Genomic DNA, 14,006 nt, shown 5'->3' with positions numbered 1-14,006 from the left:
GACCGCCCCGCGCGGCCCGGCGCCGCCCGCCGCGCCCCGGCCGCTCACCCGGACGGCGTAACCGCGGCCCGCACCGGATGCGGGAACCGGCTGCCGGGCGGACCTTCGGAAGTGTTCGGAGGTTCACGATGCGCTCACCGGGATTCACTCTCTGTGCCGCCCTGGCGGTGACGGTACTGTCCCCGGGGCCCGCGCTCGCGTCCGCGGGCCGGGTACCGGGAGCCACGGCGGGCACGGTCGCGGTCACACCGTCCGCCCCCGCACCGGGCACCGACGCGGCCCTCCAGGTCAACGGCTGTACGGGCCGCGCCGGCCGCGCCACCTCGGACGCCTTTGTCGACGCCGTACCGCTGGCCCGGGTCGCCGCCGGGCTGGTGGGCGACGCACGGGTGCGCTCCACGGCCGACCCCGGCACGTACGCCGTCTCCGTCCAGTGCGACGGCGAGGACGCGCGGGCCGCGGGCACCTTCGAGGTCGTCCCGGCGCCGGCGGGCGCGGAGACGGCCGGTGCCGCCGGAGCCGGGGAAGCGGACCTGACCGGAGGAGCCGACGGGACGGCGGCCGCCGCCCCCTTCGCCGAGGCGTCCGGCAGCTCCGGTCCGCCGGCTTCCCCCACCGCTCCGGTACGGGCCGGAGGCGGCTGGACGGCGGCGCACGCGCACGGGCAGCCGCGACCGCACGCGCAGCCGTACCCGCGGCACCCGCACGCACAGCACCCGCACGCCGCCGCGGCGCGCATGGGGGAGGTGCCCCCCGGGCAGCACACCAGGACGCCCGTACGGACCGCCGCGCGCCACGAGGCCGACGGCGCGTACGCGGTGGGACTGGTCCTGGCAGGAGGCGCGCTCCTCGCACTCACCGGACAGGCGCTGCGGATGCGGCGCCGGCGCAAGGGGTCGGGCGATGGCGATGCGGGCTGACGACCACCCGGTGGCGGACCGCCACCCGCGCGGCCCCGGCCAGGGCCGGATGACCGTCGGTGTCGTCTGGGCGGTCCTGCTGCTGGGCCTGTGGCTGTGGGGCCGGGACCTGACGGACGGCGGCGGCCTGGGGAAGGCGCCGACCACCGGCGACGTCGCGGCCGTCGGCCGCCCCCTGGAACAGGAACTGCCCACCGCCCACGCGCCTCTGGCCACCTCGCCGGGCGGCCGCCCCACCGAGATCTCGGTCGGCGCGCTGGGCGTACGGGCGGGCGTCATGGAGACCGGCCTGGACGCGACCGGCGCGGTCGACGCGCCCCCGTACCGCACACCCGGCCTCGTCGGCTGGTACGCGAAGGGACCGCAGCCGGGCACGGCGGGCGCCGCGGTGCTGGTCGGGCACGTCGACACGACCGGCGGCCGCGCGGTCTTCCACCGCCTCGGCAGCCTCCAGCCGGGGCAGCCGGTGGACGTCCGCAGGGAGGACGGCGGCACCGCCCGCTTCACCGTCGAGGACGTCAAGATCTACGACCGCCGCACCTTCGTACCGCGCAAGGTCTACGGCGCGCACCTGCCGGGCCGCGCCGAACTGCGCCTGATCACCTGCGCCGGTGCCTACGACAGCGAGCGGGACGCCTACACCGCCAACGTCGTCGTACACGCCTACCTGTCCAAGGTCACGCCCGCGCCGGAGAGTTGAGCACCACCCACGCGGCGACCGATCCCGGCCGGCGGCCCGCTCCCCCTGAACCGCCGACCGGCCGGTCCTCGACCGCCGGGATGTCAGGACTGCGGGAGTTGCCCTGCCGCCGGCGGGAGGTGCGTGGGCGCCTGCGCTCAGGCGCGTGCACGTGGCCGGGGGCTGGGGCCAGGGACCAACAGGAAGTCCACACTGAAGTTCACTGTAGGACTACAGTGCGGCGCCGCCTAGGGGGAGTGGGGAACCGGTACGGTACGCCCGGGTGTTTTCGGCCGGGCGTGGCGGGCGTAACAGGTTGTCCACAGGCCGGCCGGCGGCTGAGGGGCATGTGCCAGGATGGTTTCGACCGGTCTTGTCCCGTGCTCCGAGGGGGGAGTGGATGTACGGCAATGTTCAGGGATCCGGGAGCGGTCCCCCGGGTGAGCGCCGTGCCGCGCGCCGGCGCGGACTGTCCGGCGCGGCAGCTGCGTTGGGGGCGCTGCTGCTGGTGTCCGGCTGCTTCTCGTCGTCCGGCGACGGCGAGGAGGACGGGAAGGCCGGGGCCAGGCCCGGGCAGCAGCCCAGGTCCACGGTGCCGTACTGGGTCAACCCCGACGGCAAGGCGGCGCAGCAGGCCGCCACGTACGCCAAGAGCGACAAGACCGACGAGGCCGAGCAGATCGACAAGATAGCCGCCCAGCCGGTGGCCGAGTGGATCGGTGTCGAGGACCCCGAGAGGGAGGCCCGCGGCTTCACGGAGGCGGCGGCCAAGGCCGGCCGCGAGGCGCTGCTGGTCCTGTACAACATCCCGCACCGCGACTGCGGCAGCTACTCCAAGGGCGGCGCCGCGGACGGCAACGCCTACCGCGCCTGGCTGGACGGTGTGCTCAAGGGCATCGGCGACCGCCCCACGACGGTCGTCCTGGAGCCGGACGCGCTGCCGCACATCGAGGACAGGTGCACCCCCGAGCAGTTCCACGAGGAGCGCTACGCCCTGCTGACGGAGGCCGTCGGCAAGCTGAAGGCGCTGCCGCACACCAAGGTCTACCTGGACGCGGGCAATCCGCACTGGATCAAGGATCCCGGCCGCATGGTGGAGCCCCTGAAGCGGGCCGGCATCGCCCAGGCCGACGGCTTCGCGCTGAACATCTCCAACTTCCAGACCACCGAGGAGAACCGGACGTACGGCAAGCGGCTGTCCTCGATGGTCGGCGGCAAGCACTTCGTCATCGACACCAGCCGCAACGGCAACGGCCCCGCGCCCGGCGGTGACGACCCGGAGAACTGGTGCAATCCGCGCGGCCGCGCCCTCGGCACGGCGCCGACGGTCCGGACCGGCGACCCGCTCGTGGACGCCTACCTGTGGATCAAGCGGCCCGGCGAGTCCGACGGGACGTGCAAGGGCGGGCCCAAGGCGGGCGACTGGTGGCCGGAGTACGCCCTGGAGCTGGCCCGCAACACGAAGTAGCGCCGGCGGACGTACGTGCGGGGTGCCCCGGAGGCTCCGGGACACCCCGCACACGTCACCGGTTCAGTTCAGGCCCAGCCCCTTCAGCTCGGCCTTGGAGGCCGTCGGCACCTTGACCCAGACCGCCTGGGACGGCGTGCCCTGGTCGTCGACGGCGTTGAGCATGTACCAGCCGGGCGGCACCAGTGTCGGGTCCTTCGGCAGGGTCACCGTGACGCCGTCCTTGTGCACCGTGAAGTCCAGTGCGACCGACCGCTGTTCGATGTTGGTGACGTGCGTGAACGAACCAGGCCGGATCAGCCGCATCTTCTTGATGGCCGAGGCGTGCGCGGTCCGGTACGTGGCCCGGCCGCCCAGCTTCACCGTCTTCGGCCCCGGGTCGGTCAGCTTCGGCCGTGAGTCCCGGTAGAGGTACGGCGGCGTCCAGATGTCGATCTGCTGCTGGAAGACGCCGGGCTTGGTGTTGTCCTTGTCGGCGAAGAGCGAGTCGGACCCGAACGTCATCACCCGCCCGTCCGGCAGCAGCAGCGCCCCGGAGTGGTAGTTGCGGCCCACCAGCGGATCGGCCACCGCCCGCGAGGTGTTGGCCTTCGGGTCGTACAGCTCGGCGCTGAGGATGTTGCTGTCGCTGCGTCCCCGGTAGTCACCGGAGCCGTTGGTGGTGAGCACCGTGTCGTCGGGCAGGATCACGCTGCTCGGGTAGCGCGCCTTCGCGTACAGCGGCGGCCCGTCCTTGAAGCGCGGCCGGTCGGCGTGCAGGTCCACCAGCCGTGTCTTGTCGGTGGCCTTGGGGTCCTCGCCGACGCCGCCGCCGCCCAGCACCATGTACCGCTGGTCCTGTGCCGGCGGCAGCAGGACGGACATCGAGGTCTCCAGTACGTCCGGGTCGCTCATCCCGGGGATGACCTGGAACGTGTTGGTCTTCAGGTCCCAGATGCCGGGGGTGCGCCCGACGTTGTCGGGGCCGTACCCGGCGTTGGAGCCGGTGTAGAGCAGCCGCCCCTTGTCGGTGAGGAAGAGGGCGGGGTAGGTCGGGAAGAAGCGCTGCTTGGGCAGGTAGGTCCACTTCTTCGTCTTCGGGTCGTAGATCTCCTGCTTGCCCGGGACGACCTGGCCGATCTCGTCCAGCCCGGAGGTGGACAGCACCTTGCCGTCCTCCAGGCTGGTCAGCGTCGGGTACCAGCGGGCCTCGTTCATGGGGTCGACCGGGATGTAGCGCTCGGCCACCGGGTCGAACTCGAACGAGTCCTTGATCCCCTGGAAGTCCTTCTTGTCGAAGGACAGCTTCTGCGCGATGCCGTAGAAATTGCGGGCGTCGGCGCCGGTCAGGCCGTGGATGCGGTAATTGTCCTGGGCGCCGGTCGCATACTCGCGGCCTTCCTTGAGCGCCTCCACGTAGACCCGGGCCTCGCTGTGGGTGACCGTGACCTTGCCGGTCTTCGGGTCCGCCTTCTTCTTGGCGCGCGGCACCACGACCGGGTCCTTGGAGGCGAAGGTCTTGCCGTTCTGCTTGCCGGTGAACAGCGTCCCGGCCGGGAACGTCTTGGGCGCGTCCGGGTTCTCGTTGTAGACGATCATCAGCCCGCCGGCCTTCTTCACGTCGCCGCCGAGCTTCTCGTAGCGCTGGGTGCCGCCGGCCACCAGCAGCTTGCCGTCGGGCAGCTGGGTGTGGCCCGAGCAGAAGAGGTCCTTCGGGGTGGGGATGTTCTTGAAGGTGTTCTTCACCGGATCCCACAGGACCGTACGGAACGACTTGGCCGCGAAGTTCTTGGCGTTGTTCCCGGACCCGGCGACCAGCAGCACCTTGCCGGTGTGCAGCAGCGCGGCGTGAATCGTGTTGATCTTGTACTCGGGCGGTACGTCCACCACGTCCCAGTGGCCGTTCGCCGCCTTGTACTCCGGCTGATTGATCTTGTACTGGTGGTACTGCTCGGAGACGAACCCGAACAGGGCCGGGCCGTTCATCCCCGCCAGTGCGAGCACCACCGCCGCGCCTGTCGCGACTCTGCGGGTGCGCCGGCTCGGACGGTATTTCATGTGTGACGTCCCCCAAGGGCGGTCTGCGCGGTCCGGTCGGCGTCGGCGGAGGCGGTGGCGGTGGCGGTACGGTGGCCCGGCTCACCGGGGGCATCGTGTCCGGTGGGCGCCGCCCAGCTGGGCTGGCGCTGCGGACGGGGCGCCAGCCGCGGCCCGTCGCCGGACGCCGGCGCGTCCCCTCCCGGCTTCTTCCGCCGGTCCTGCCGCATTCCCCAGCGCCAGGCGAAGACCGGCGCCGCGGTGATCAGCAACGCCAGTACGGCCCAGGTGACCATCGCCGGATGGCTGTGCCCGAGGACGAACGAGGCGGCCAGCGAGCCCCCGAAGACCAGGATGAAGAACAGGTGCACGCGGAACGTGCCGAACAGGGTGTCCGGGCTGGAGGAGTCGCCCTTCGGCGTGACCACGAACTTGCTCTTGCGGCGCAGCGCGGCGTCGAACAGCGAGCGCGCGTAGATCGGCGCGGACAGCGCGGACATCACCATGCCGGCCACGCCGCCGGAACCCTCCGGCTCGTGCGGCGAGACGTTGTGCCGGCGGTTCCAGACGTACAGCCCGATCTGGAGCGCCGAGGCGTTGCCGTACAGCATCATCCACACCGACGGGTCGATCTGCACGCCCGAGGCGCCCAGCCCCAGGAACAGCGCGCAGCTGAGCGCCGCCAGGATCCAGTTCATGGCGGACATCGGGTAGAAGATGACCATCATCGTGTAGTTGAAGAACGTGCCCGGCGGCAGCGTGAAGGGCGCCTTCCAGAACTGCTTGAGGATGGTCTCGTACGTCCCGCGCGACCAGCGCAGCTGCTGGGTGAAGAAGTCCGTCCAGGCGGTGGGGCCCTCACCGACCGCGAGCACGTCGGGGGTGTAGACCGAGCGCCACTTCCTGCCGGTGTCCGGGTTGCGGTGCCGGTGCATCTCGAACCCGGTCGCCATGTCCTCGGTGATCGAGTCGTACAGGCCGCCGATCTGCTGGAGTGCCTTGATGCGTACGGCGTTGGAGGTGCCGACGAACATGGGCGCGCCGTAGCGGTTGCCGGCCCGCTGGATCAGCGCGTGGAAGAGGAACTGCTGCGACTCCGCGGCCTTGGTGACGAACGTGTCGTAATTGCCGTACACCTGGGGGCCGATGACGAACCCGACGTCCGGGTCGCGGAAGAAGCCGAGCATCCGCTCCAGGTAGTTGGGGAGCGGGACGTGGTCGGTGTCGACCGAGGCGAAGAAGTCGTAGGCGTCACCGTGCGCCTGGAGCCAGGCGTTGTAGTTGCCGTGCTTGGTCTTCGCGCGGTGCGGGCCCTTCTTCTGGTTCCACTGGGGGATGCCCTTGCGGGTGAAGTGGTGCACGCCCAGGCGCTCGCAGACCGCTTTGACGTCCGGGTCGTCGCCCTCGTCGAGGAGCCAGACGTGCAGCAGACCGCGGTGGCGGATCTTGACGGCCGCCTCCAGCGTCCTGGTCACCATCTCCAGCGGCTCCTTGCCGGGGACGAAGGAGGTGAGGAAGGCGACGCGGGTGCCGTGTTCGGGGACGACCGGGACGGGGTCGCGGGCCACGAGGGTGGCGTGGGCGTTGGACAGCACGTTCATGCACCGGAAGAACTCGATCAGTCCGATCGAGACCAGCATGACGACGTCCAGCACCGGCAGGAAGTCGTAGGCGGGGTGGTCGCGTTCGGTCCAGTGGGCCGGCTGCATCAGCCAGGCGAGCAGGCCGAGCGAGAGCAGTGGAGCGGCGCCGAGGAGTAACGCCGCGCGTATTCGGTGCGGTTCGTCCGCCAGCAGGCTGCGGTAGCGCACCTTGTAGGGCTTGTCAGGGTCCGGCTGGGTGAGCGGTCCGGCGAGGCGGCTGTAGTGCTCGTAGTCGTAGCGCGGCAGCGGCTTGCGCTGCGGCCGGCGCGGCCGGTGGTGGCGTGGCACGCGCAGGCGCGTCGTCGCGGACGGGTCGTACTGGTGCTCCTGCCGGGCGCCGGTAGGCGGCGACGTCATGAGTCCATCCCCCCGGCACGCATGCTGGCTGCGTGCCCGTCTTCTCCTGGCCCGAACCTTTGGCCCCCCTCGGCCGGTCCCGGGCGCACATGGTGTCGGCCGCCTACGACGTAGACGTAGGACGGTCGCCTTCCGGTTGCATGATTCCCGCTCCGACTCGCGTCCCGTGCAGCGGTTCCCCACTCCCACACTCATCGCAACCGGTGCTTGTCCCAACTTGAGCTCGCACAGGCTCAGTTGGGCTTCAGCATCCCGTCAGGGTCTCGAAGCTCATATCTTGATCGCAAGGGTGAAACGAGGGGTTTACCGGACATGGGAGTGCATTGATGGACGGGTCAGGTCAGAGGGGGCACTATTTCGGACCCGAACTGCGCAGCCGCTGACGGATGTTGTCGAAATGGCTGCGTACGGCCTGTTCGGCCCGCCGCGCGTCACCGTCGCGTACTGCCGCGAGAATCTCCGCGTGCTGCCGGTGGGTGACCCGCGGATCGGCCCCCAGCCCGGCCAGGTCCGTCCGCACGCGGTGGAACGCCTCCCAGAACGCGTCCAGCACCTCGCTCAGCAGCCGGTTGTCCAGCCCCCGGTAGAGCGCGGCATGAAAGGCCCGGTCGGTCTCGGCCCGCACCGCGCCCTCCGCGGCCTCCGCCGCCATCCGCTCCACCAGCTCGGCCGGCTCCGCGAGCGCGTCCCGCGGCGCCTGGTCCGCCAGCCGCGCGATCAGCCCGGTCTCCACCGCCTCCCGCAGCTCCAGCAGCTGGAGCAGGCTGTCCTCGCCCCGGTAGTGGCCGGCCACCGTCCGGAAGGCCAGCCCCTCGGTGATCGGGGCCATCGACATCGGGCCGACGTACGTGCCGAAGCCGTGCCGGATCTCCACGATGCCCATCGCCTGCAACGCCTTGAGCGCCTCGCGGACGGAGTTCCGGCTGACCCCGAGCAGCTCCATCAGGTCCGTCTCGGTGGGCAGCGGCGCCCCGGGGGCCAGCCGCCGGTCGATGATGAGCTTCTTGATCCGCTCCTGGTTCTCGTGCGCCATTGTGCGACTGTGCACCTCGATCACCGTTTTGACCAGCGATCCACCGGCCCGGCGGGCGGAAAAGCACCGAGGCCCCTCGCAGCTGCGAGAGGCCTCGGTGTGACGTGCGCCGCCAGGGACTCGAACCCCGGACCCGCTGATTAAGAGTCAGCTGCTCTAACCAACTGAGCTAGCGGCGCGCGCTGACGTAGAAAACTTTACACGAACTCCAGGGGTGCTCCTGACCACCTGCCCGGCCGCACGGGCCCGCCGAATGTGTGACCTGTGTCACGGGTTGCTGCGTCCGTCCGGGGAGTGCCGGCGCGGCACCGGATTCCGCGGTCCGGCAGGGCGAAAGTCCCGTGATCTCGGGACCTTCGCCGAGCCGGGTGACCGATTTGGTCTGTGAGTATGCTTTCGTAATGGATGATCATCAGTTGCCCCGTCAACATGCGATATCTCCTACCAGTTGAGAAGCTGTCGCACGTGCGAAGGCGAACGGAAACGGATCGAGCCTGGAGGGGAACGGGAATGGCAGTGCCGGAATTCGTGGAATTCGACCCCGCGGGCGGCTGCCCCTGCGGCGGCTGCGCCCAGGAGCGGCGCGCCCTCCAGCGCGCGACGGCGCTCCGGGACGGCGGGCACCCCGCCGCGCACGGCGCACGCCGCGCGCTGGTCCTCATGGCGACCGCCGGAACGGTCCTGAGCAGCGGCGTTTCCGGATCCGGGGCGGCCGCGGCGCTCGGCTCCGGGGCCGGTACGGGCACGCCGGCCGGCCGCGAGCGGGCGCTCCTGGCCCCCGCCCCGGCCCTCTCCCTGACCTCGGGCGCGACCCCGCAGGGGCAGGCCGGCGGGCTGTACGGAGGGGCGGGCAGCGGGCGCGCCGTGGCCGCCGCCGCGCCCCGGCCCCTCACCCGCGACGAGATCATCGCGCGGGCCCAGCGCTGGGTCAGCGCCCAGGTCCCGTACCACATGAACCGCTACTGGTCGGACGGCTACCGCCAGGACTGCTCCGGATTCATCTCGATGGCCTGGAATCTCGGCCGCAATCAATGGACCGGAAGCCTGGCCCAGTACGGCACCCGTATAACGAAGAGCGAACTGCGGCCCGGCGACATGCTGCTCTTCCACAATCCCGGAAATCCGGGCGCCGGCTCCCACGCCACGATTTTCGGCGGCTGGACCGACTCCTCCCGTACGCGGTACATCGCTTACGAACAGACCCGGCCGCACACGGTGAAACGGTCCACGCCGTACGCCTATTGGAGCAATTCCACGCGCTACGTCGCCTATCGCTACCGCGGCCTGACCGAAGGCGGCGAACACGGCGACGACCCGGGCAGCGGCACGTCGGCGTTTCCCGGCGCCGGGGCGTTCGGGCCGGGCGCGGACAACGCGTACGTCACCCGGCTGGGCCGGATGCTGGTGGAGCGCGGCGGCGGCCGGTTCTACACGACGGGGCCGGGCCCGCGCTGGAGCGAGGCGGACCGCCGGGCCACCGAGGCCTTCCAGCGGGCCCAGGGCTGGACCGGCGCCGAGGCGGACGGCATCCCGGGCCCGGTGACCTGGTCGTACCTGGTCAACGGCGTGGGCCGGGACATCGGCAGCTCCGCCGGCGGCGGCGCCACGGCGTTCCCCGGCCGGGGCTGGTTCCGGCCGGGACAGACGAACGCCTACGTCACCAGCCTCGGGAACCGGCTGGTGAGCAAGGGCTTCGGCACGTACTACAGCTCCGGCCCCGGACCCCGGTGGACGGAGGCGGACCGCCGCAACGTCGAGGCGTTCCAGCGGGCCCAGGGCTGGACCGGCCGGGACGCCGACGGCTACCCCGGCCCCGAGACATGGCGGCGACTCTTCCGATGACGGAGCGCACGATGGCGACGAAGACCGAGACAGCGGGCACCGGGACAGCCGGCGCCGGGACAGCGGACACCGGAGCAGCCGGCGCCGGGACAGCGGACACCGGAGCAGCCGGCGCCGGGACGGTGGACACCGGGGCGGGCGCCGGGAGAGCCGGAGCAGCCGGCGCCGGGCCGGTGGACACCGGGGCGGGCGCCAAGAGCGGGAAGACGCCCGCGGGTGCGTCGACGGCGGCGGCCGTGGCGGGAAGAGCGGAAGGGGAGCGCGGCAGGCCGAGCGGGGCAGGGGAGGAGGCGACGCGCGCTGATGCGCCATCAGGTGCCCCAGGCGCCAGCGCCTCTGATGGCCCTTCGGGCTCCGCCGGCCGGGCAACCGGCGCCCGGGACGCCGCCGCCCCGCCCCCCTGGTCCGCGCGGCTGCGGCCCGTCGGTCACGGCGAGAGCATCCCCATGGACATGCTCTTCCGCGCCGAGCCGGACACCTGCACCGCGGACGCCGACGCGGACACCGCCCAACAGCCGCGGGTCACCGCCCCCGCGCCGGAGCAGGAGCCCGGCCGCGGCACCCCCGCCGACGCCGCCGTGGCCGGCATCGCCGCGGTGACCGACCTGCTGGACACCGCGGAACGCGCCGCGCTCGACGGCGCCCTCGGGGTGGTCGACGCGGGCAGCCGGTCCCGTACGGAGGACGGCGCCGGAACGGGCGACGGCCGGGACGGCGCCGGTACGGCCGCGGGCGGCAGGCCCTCGTGGTTCCGCGACGTCTCCGGGCCGGGCGCGTGCCGCACGCCCGAAGAGGACGCCGGCGTGACCGAACGGCGCGGGTTCTCGCTGTCCGGCTGGCTGGCCCTGTTCGCCGGGCTGCTGGCGATCGCCGGATCCGTGGCGTTCCTGTGGTGGCGGGGGATGCTGCCCGCCTCCGTGGTGCGCGCCCTGGGCCTGGACATCGCCGTCCGGCCCTCGCCGCACCTGTGGGAGTGGGCGGTGGCCGGACTCGGCGCCGTACTGGCGGTGATCGCCTTCGGCGGGCTGGCCCGCGGGCGGGTCGGCAGCGCCTGGGTGCTCACGCTCTTCGGGCGCTACCGGGGCAGCGTGCGCCGCACCGGCCTGGTGTGGATCAGCCCGCTGGTGCTGCGCCGCCGGGTCGACGTACGGCTGCGGCACTGGCGCAGCGAGGCGATGCCGGCGGTGGACGCGGAAGGCATCCAGCTGCGCGTCGTGGTGCTCGTCGTATGGCGGGTCAGGGACACCGCGCGGGCCCTGCTCACCGTCCGCGATCACACCGCCTACCTGCGCGAACAGGTGGAGTCGGGGATGGCGCGGGTGCTCTCGCAGCTCCCGGCGGACGCGTTCCACGAGGAGGCGCCGACCCTGCGCGACTCCCAGGCGGTCGGCGCGGCCCTGACCGAGGTGCTGTCCGCCGACTGCCGCCCGGTCGGCATCGAGGTCTTCTCCGTCCAGCCGACCCGGATCGAGTACGCGCCCGAGGTGGCGGCGGCCATGCAGCGCCGGCAGATCGCGGCCATCGACGCCAAGCACCGCGACAGCGTGCTGACCTCGGTCGTGGACGCGGTCGACGACACCGTCCGCCGGCTGACCAGCAGGGGACTGGTGGAACTGGACGATTACGAACGCAAGGCCCTGGTCAAGGACCTGACCGTGGCCTTCTACACGGCGCGCGGCAGCGCCGCCGGCCGGAACTGACACGGCGGAGAGGCAGGCAGTGGGATGCGGACACCGGTGTTCTTCGAGGTCGTCGGGGCCGACTGCGGGTGCGCCTTCTGCAGCGGGGCCGCGGTCGAGTCCGCGGCGCGCAACGGCGGCAGCCGGGCGCGGTGCACGGTGCGGGGCGCGGTCGCGGCGGCGCTGGGCGCGGTGACGCTGGCCGGCGCGGCCGCGGGCACGGCGGGCGCCGAACCGGCGCCCCGGCACGCGGGCTGGGACGGCGCGAAGTACTGGTACCGGGACGCCACCGGCTGGTGGCGCTGGACCAGCCACCACGGGAAGTACGCGCGGCACGCGGGCGGTTCCGGCGGCAGGTCCGGCACGGCACCGGCCGCGTCCTCCGGGCCCGCTCCGGCCGGCAAGGGCGCGCGCGGCCACAACCCCGACCCCACCTTCCGGGGCCGCTCCGGCTGGGATTCCGTCGACCGGGTGTACTGGTACCAGCAGGGCGGCAGCTGGTGGTGGACCAGCCACCGGGAGCGTTACGAGGCCCGTACCGGCAGGGCGGGTGATCCGGGCGACGACGCGTCCACCGGCACCGGTTCGGGCTCCGCCGGTTCCCCGGGCGGCGGGAGCGGCAAGGGCACCCCTGTCCGGTACGGCACCGAGGCGGCGATCCGGTGGGCGATGGCCCAGCTCGGCAAGCCCTACGCGTGGGGCGGCAACGGCCCGTCCGCGTTCGACTGCTCGGGGCTGGTCCAGCAGGCGTACCAGCGCGCGGGCATCTCGCTGCCCCGGGTCGCCGACGCGCAGTACCGCGCCGCCGAACCGATCACGCGGTCCCAGCTGCGCCGCGGCGACCTGGTCTTCTGGTCGTCCAACGGCTCCTCGTCCGGCATCCATCACGTGGCGATCTACCTCGGCGGCGGCCAGTACCTGGAGGCGCCGCGGTCCGGCCGGGCGGTCCGGATCTCGTCCTTCTCCGCCTACCGCCCCACCTTGTACGGACGGGTCGGCTGACCCCGCAGTCCGTCCGCCGCCCCCCCGCCGCGCGGGCCCGCCCGTACCGAAAGGCCGACTGTCATGGCGTCGACAGCGCTCACCACTCCTCCGCCCGGCGGCGCGATATCCGGCCGCCCGACGTCCGCCCCTGCCACCCCTGCCACCCCTGCCGTCCCGGGCCCCGCCCCCGCCGGTCCCGTCGACCCCGCCCCCACTACTCCCGTACGAACCCCCGGCCTGGCCGCGCACGGCTTTCTGCCCGAGCGGCCGCCCGTACGGACCATGGCCGGTACCTGGGTGCGGCTGAGCGAACTGGCCGGTGCGGCCGCCACCGCGCCGGACCTGGACACCGCCCGCGGCCTGGTCGCCCGGGCAGGGCGGGACGGCGACCTGACCGCGCTGCGGCAGCGCGTCTCGCGCCTGTCACCGCGCAACGCCGACGCCGCGTCCCTGCGGGTGGCGGTGATCGCGGCGGCCTGCGGCTGGAGCGCGCTGGATCCGCTCGCCCCCGCCGCCCTGCGCACCGCCGACGCCGCCTTCCTCGGCCTGTGGTCGGCGGTCGCGCACCGTATCGACCACCAGCAGTTCGTCGGACTGCCCACCCTCGCCCTGCTGAACTGGGCCCCCGAGCGCAAGCCGCGCCGCCGGCTGCCCGTCGACCAGCTCGCCCGTACGGAGCCGCTGGTCCCCGTCGTGCGCTGGTCGCCACCGGGGCAGCCGCTCGGCCGGCTGGACCGGCTGATGCTGGCCACCACCCGCCTGGAGGCGCACGGCAGCTGGCTGTTCCGGCTGGCCGGGACGCTCGCCGGCCGTGGTCCCGGGGACGCGTCCACCCGTACGGCGCTGCGCCGCCTGATCCGCGTCCAGCACGCGCTGCGCGCTCAGCTCCGCGGCGAGGCGGCGGAGCTGCGGGCGGCCCCGGCCTCCGCACGGCACGGTGCGGTGCTCGCCGCCCTCGCGGCGCAGCGCGCGCTGGAGCCGCCGGTGTTCCTGGTGGCCGACGCGGTGCTCGGTGCGGGCGGCCGCCGGGCGGGGGAGTCGGGCCGGCATCAGCTGCGGCGGTATCTGCCGACCGCGCACCGCGCCCGGCTGACCGCGCTGGACCGGCACTGCGCGCCCGTACGCACCCTCGCCCACCGCGGCGGTCCGGACGCCGCGCTCTACTGCGAGGCGCGCGAATCGCTGATCGCGCTGCGGCGTACGTACGCGGGACTGGTGCACTGTGCGGCGCACCCGGGCGGGATTCCGGCCGGGGGCGGGCTGAACACCGTGGCGTGATGTCACGGGTGTTGTTCGCGGGACGGTACGGAAGTGGCAACCGGGCGTCCGCGTGTGATTGGTCTGGACATGTCCATGCAGCGTCACTACGCTGCCGTTTGGTCTAG

10 protein-coding genes and 1 tRNA gene are annotated in these 14,006 nt (G+C 72.9%); 7 read left to right on the top strand and 4 right to left on the bottom strand.

From position 1 onward, the window contains the following. The first annotated feature begins 128 nt into the window (after positions 1–128). The 3 genes from AB0L45_RS02700 to AB0L45_RS02690 all read left to right on the top strand — a co-directional run bounded on the left by AB0L45_RS02700 (position 129) and on the right by AB0L45_RS02690 (position 3,067). Positions 129–920: a hypothetical protein gene (locus AB0L45_RS02700; RefSeq protein WP_365835316.1), complete on the top strand. Its 792-nt coding sequence runs from the start codon at positions 129–131 to the stop codon at positions 918–920. Next, positions 904–1,620, top strand: a complete 717-nt coding sequence (locus AB0L45_RS02695; RefSeq protein ID WP_365835314.1) for a class F sortase — start codon at positions 904–906, stop codon at positions 1,618–1,620. The genes AB0L45_RS02700 and AB0L45_RS02695 overlap by 17 nt, the downstream gene beginning before the upstream one ends. A gap of 379 nt (positions 1,621–1,999) precedes the next feature. After that, complete coding sequence (locus AB0L45_RS02690) at positions 2,000–3,067, top strand: glycoside hydrolase family 6 protein (protein WP_365835312.1); 1,068 nt, start codon at positions 2,000–2,002, stop codon at positions 3,065–3,067. A gap of 63 nt (positions 3,068–3,130) precedes the next feature. Here the strand turns inward: AB0L45_RS02690 and AB0L45_RS02685 are convergent, their stop codons facing one another. The 4 genes from AB0L45_RS02685 to AB0L45_RS02670 form a co-directional block, all read right to left on the bottom strand. Then, entirely contained in the window at positions 3,131–5,104 is a 1,974-nt protein-coding gene (locus AB0L45_RS02685) for a kelch motif-containing protein (protein ID WP_365835310.1), read from the bottom strand. Then, positions 5,101–7,083, bottom strand: coding sequence for a cellulose synthase catalytic subunit (locus tag AB0L45_RS02680; protein WP_365835308.1), 1,983 nt, complete (start codon positions 7,081–7,083; stop codon positions 5,101–5,103). The genes AB0L45_RS02685 and AB0L45_RS02680 overlap by 4 nt, the downstream gene beginning before the upstream one ends. Positions 7,084–7,435: 352 nt before the next feature. Continuing rightward, positions 7,436–8,116, bottom strand: a complete 681-nt coding sequence (locus AB0L45_RS02675; protein WP_365835306.1) for a FadR/GntR family transcriptional regulator — start codon at positions 8,114–8,116, stop codon at positions 7,436–7,438. 105 nt (positions 8,117–8,221) lie between these two features. Then, a tRNA-Lys gene (locus tag AB0L45_RS02670) sits at positions 8,222–8,295 on the bottom strand. A 331-nt stretch (positions 8,296–8,626) separates the two neighbouring features. Between AB0L45_RS02670 and AB0L45_RS02665 the strand changes: the two genes are divergently transcribed. The 4 genes from AB0L45_RS02665 (at position 8,627) to AB0L45_RS02650 (ending at position 13,899) form a co-directional block, all read left to right on the top strand. Next, positions 8,627–9,958: a peptidoglycan-binding protein gene (locus AB0L45_RS02665; protein WP_365835304.1), complete on the top strand. Its 1,332-nt coding sequence runs from the start codon at positions 8,627–8,629 to the stop codon at positions 9,956–9,958. 446 nt (positions 9,959–10,404) lie between these two features. Then, positions 10,405–11,658, top strand: coding sequence for an SPFH domain-containing protein (locus tag AB0L45_RS02660; RefSeq protein WP_365835302.1), 1,254 nt, complete (start codon positions 10,405–10,407; stop codon positions 11,656–11,658). Between the two features lie 24 nt (positions 11,659–11,682). Beyond that, positions 11,683–12,639, top strand: coding sequence for a C40 family peptidase (locus AB0L45_RS02655; protein WP_365835300.1), 957 nt, complete (start codon positions 11,683–11,685; stop codon positions 12,637–12,639). A 63-nt stretch (positions 12,640–12,702) separates the two neighbouring features. Next, positions 12,703–13,899, top strand: a complete 1,197-nt coding sequence (locus tag AB0L45_RS02650) for a hypothetical protein (RefSeq protein ID WP_365835298.1) — start codon at positions 12,703–12,705, stop codon at positions 13,897–13,899. Positions 13,900–14,006: the final 107 nt, after the last annotated feature.

It is taken from the genome of Streptomyces sp. NPDC052496 (assembly GCF_040679095.1).
Taxonomy (GTDB): Bacteria; Actinomycetota; Actinomycetes; order Streptomycetales; family Streptomycetaceae; genus Streptomyces.
Note: the sequence above shows the minus strand (reverse complement) of the source record. Positions and strands in the feature narration are given on the sequence as shown.

Coding starts and splice junctions, on each gene's coding strand:
- AB0L45_RS02700 (WP_365835316.1), top strand. CDS start 129: ATGCGCTCACCGGGATTCACTCTCTGTGCCGCCCTGGCGGTGACGGTA.
- AB0L45_RS02695 (WP_365835314.1), top strand. CDS start 904: ATGGCGATGCGGGCTGACGACCACCCGGTGGCGGACCGCCACCCGCGC.
- AB0L45_RS02690 (WP_365835312.1), top strand. CDS start 2,000: ATGTACGGCAATGTTCAGGGATCCGGGAGCGGTCCCCCGGGTGAGCGC.
- AB0L45_RS02685 (WP_365835310.1), bottom strand. CDS start 5,104: ATGAAATACCGTCCGAGCCGGCGCACCCGCAGAGTCGCGACAGGCGCG.
- AB0L45_RS02680 (WP_365835308.1), bottom strand. CDS start 7,083: ATGACGTCGCCGCCTACCGGCGCCCGGCAGGAGCACCAGTACGACCCG.
- AB0L45_RS02675 (WP_365835306.1), bottom strand. CDS start 8,116: ATGGCGCACGAGAACCAGGAGCGGATCAAGAAGCTCATCATCGACCGG.
- AB0L45_RS02665 (WP_365835304.1), top strand. CDS start 8,627: ATGGCAGTGCCGGAATTCGTGGAATTCGACCCCGCGGGCGGCTGCCCC.
- AB0L45_RS02660 (WP_365835302.1), top strand. CDS start 10,405: ATGGACATGCTCTTCCGCGCCGAGCCGGACACCTGCACCGCGGACGCC.
- AB0L45_RS02655 (WP_365835300.1), top strand. CDS start 11,683: ATGCGGACACCGGTGTTCTTCGAGGTCGTCGGGGCCGACTGCGGGTGC.
- AB0L45_RS02650 (WP_365835298.1), top strand. CDS start 12,703: ATGGCGTCGACAGCGCTCACCACTCCTCCGCCCGGCGGCGCGATATCC.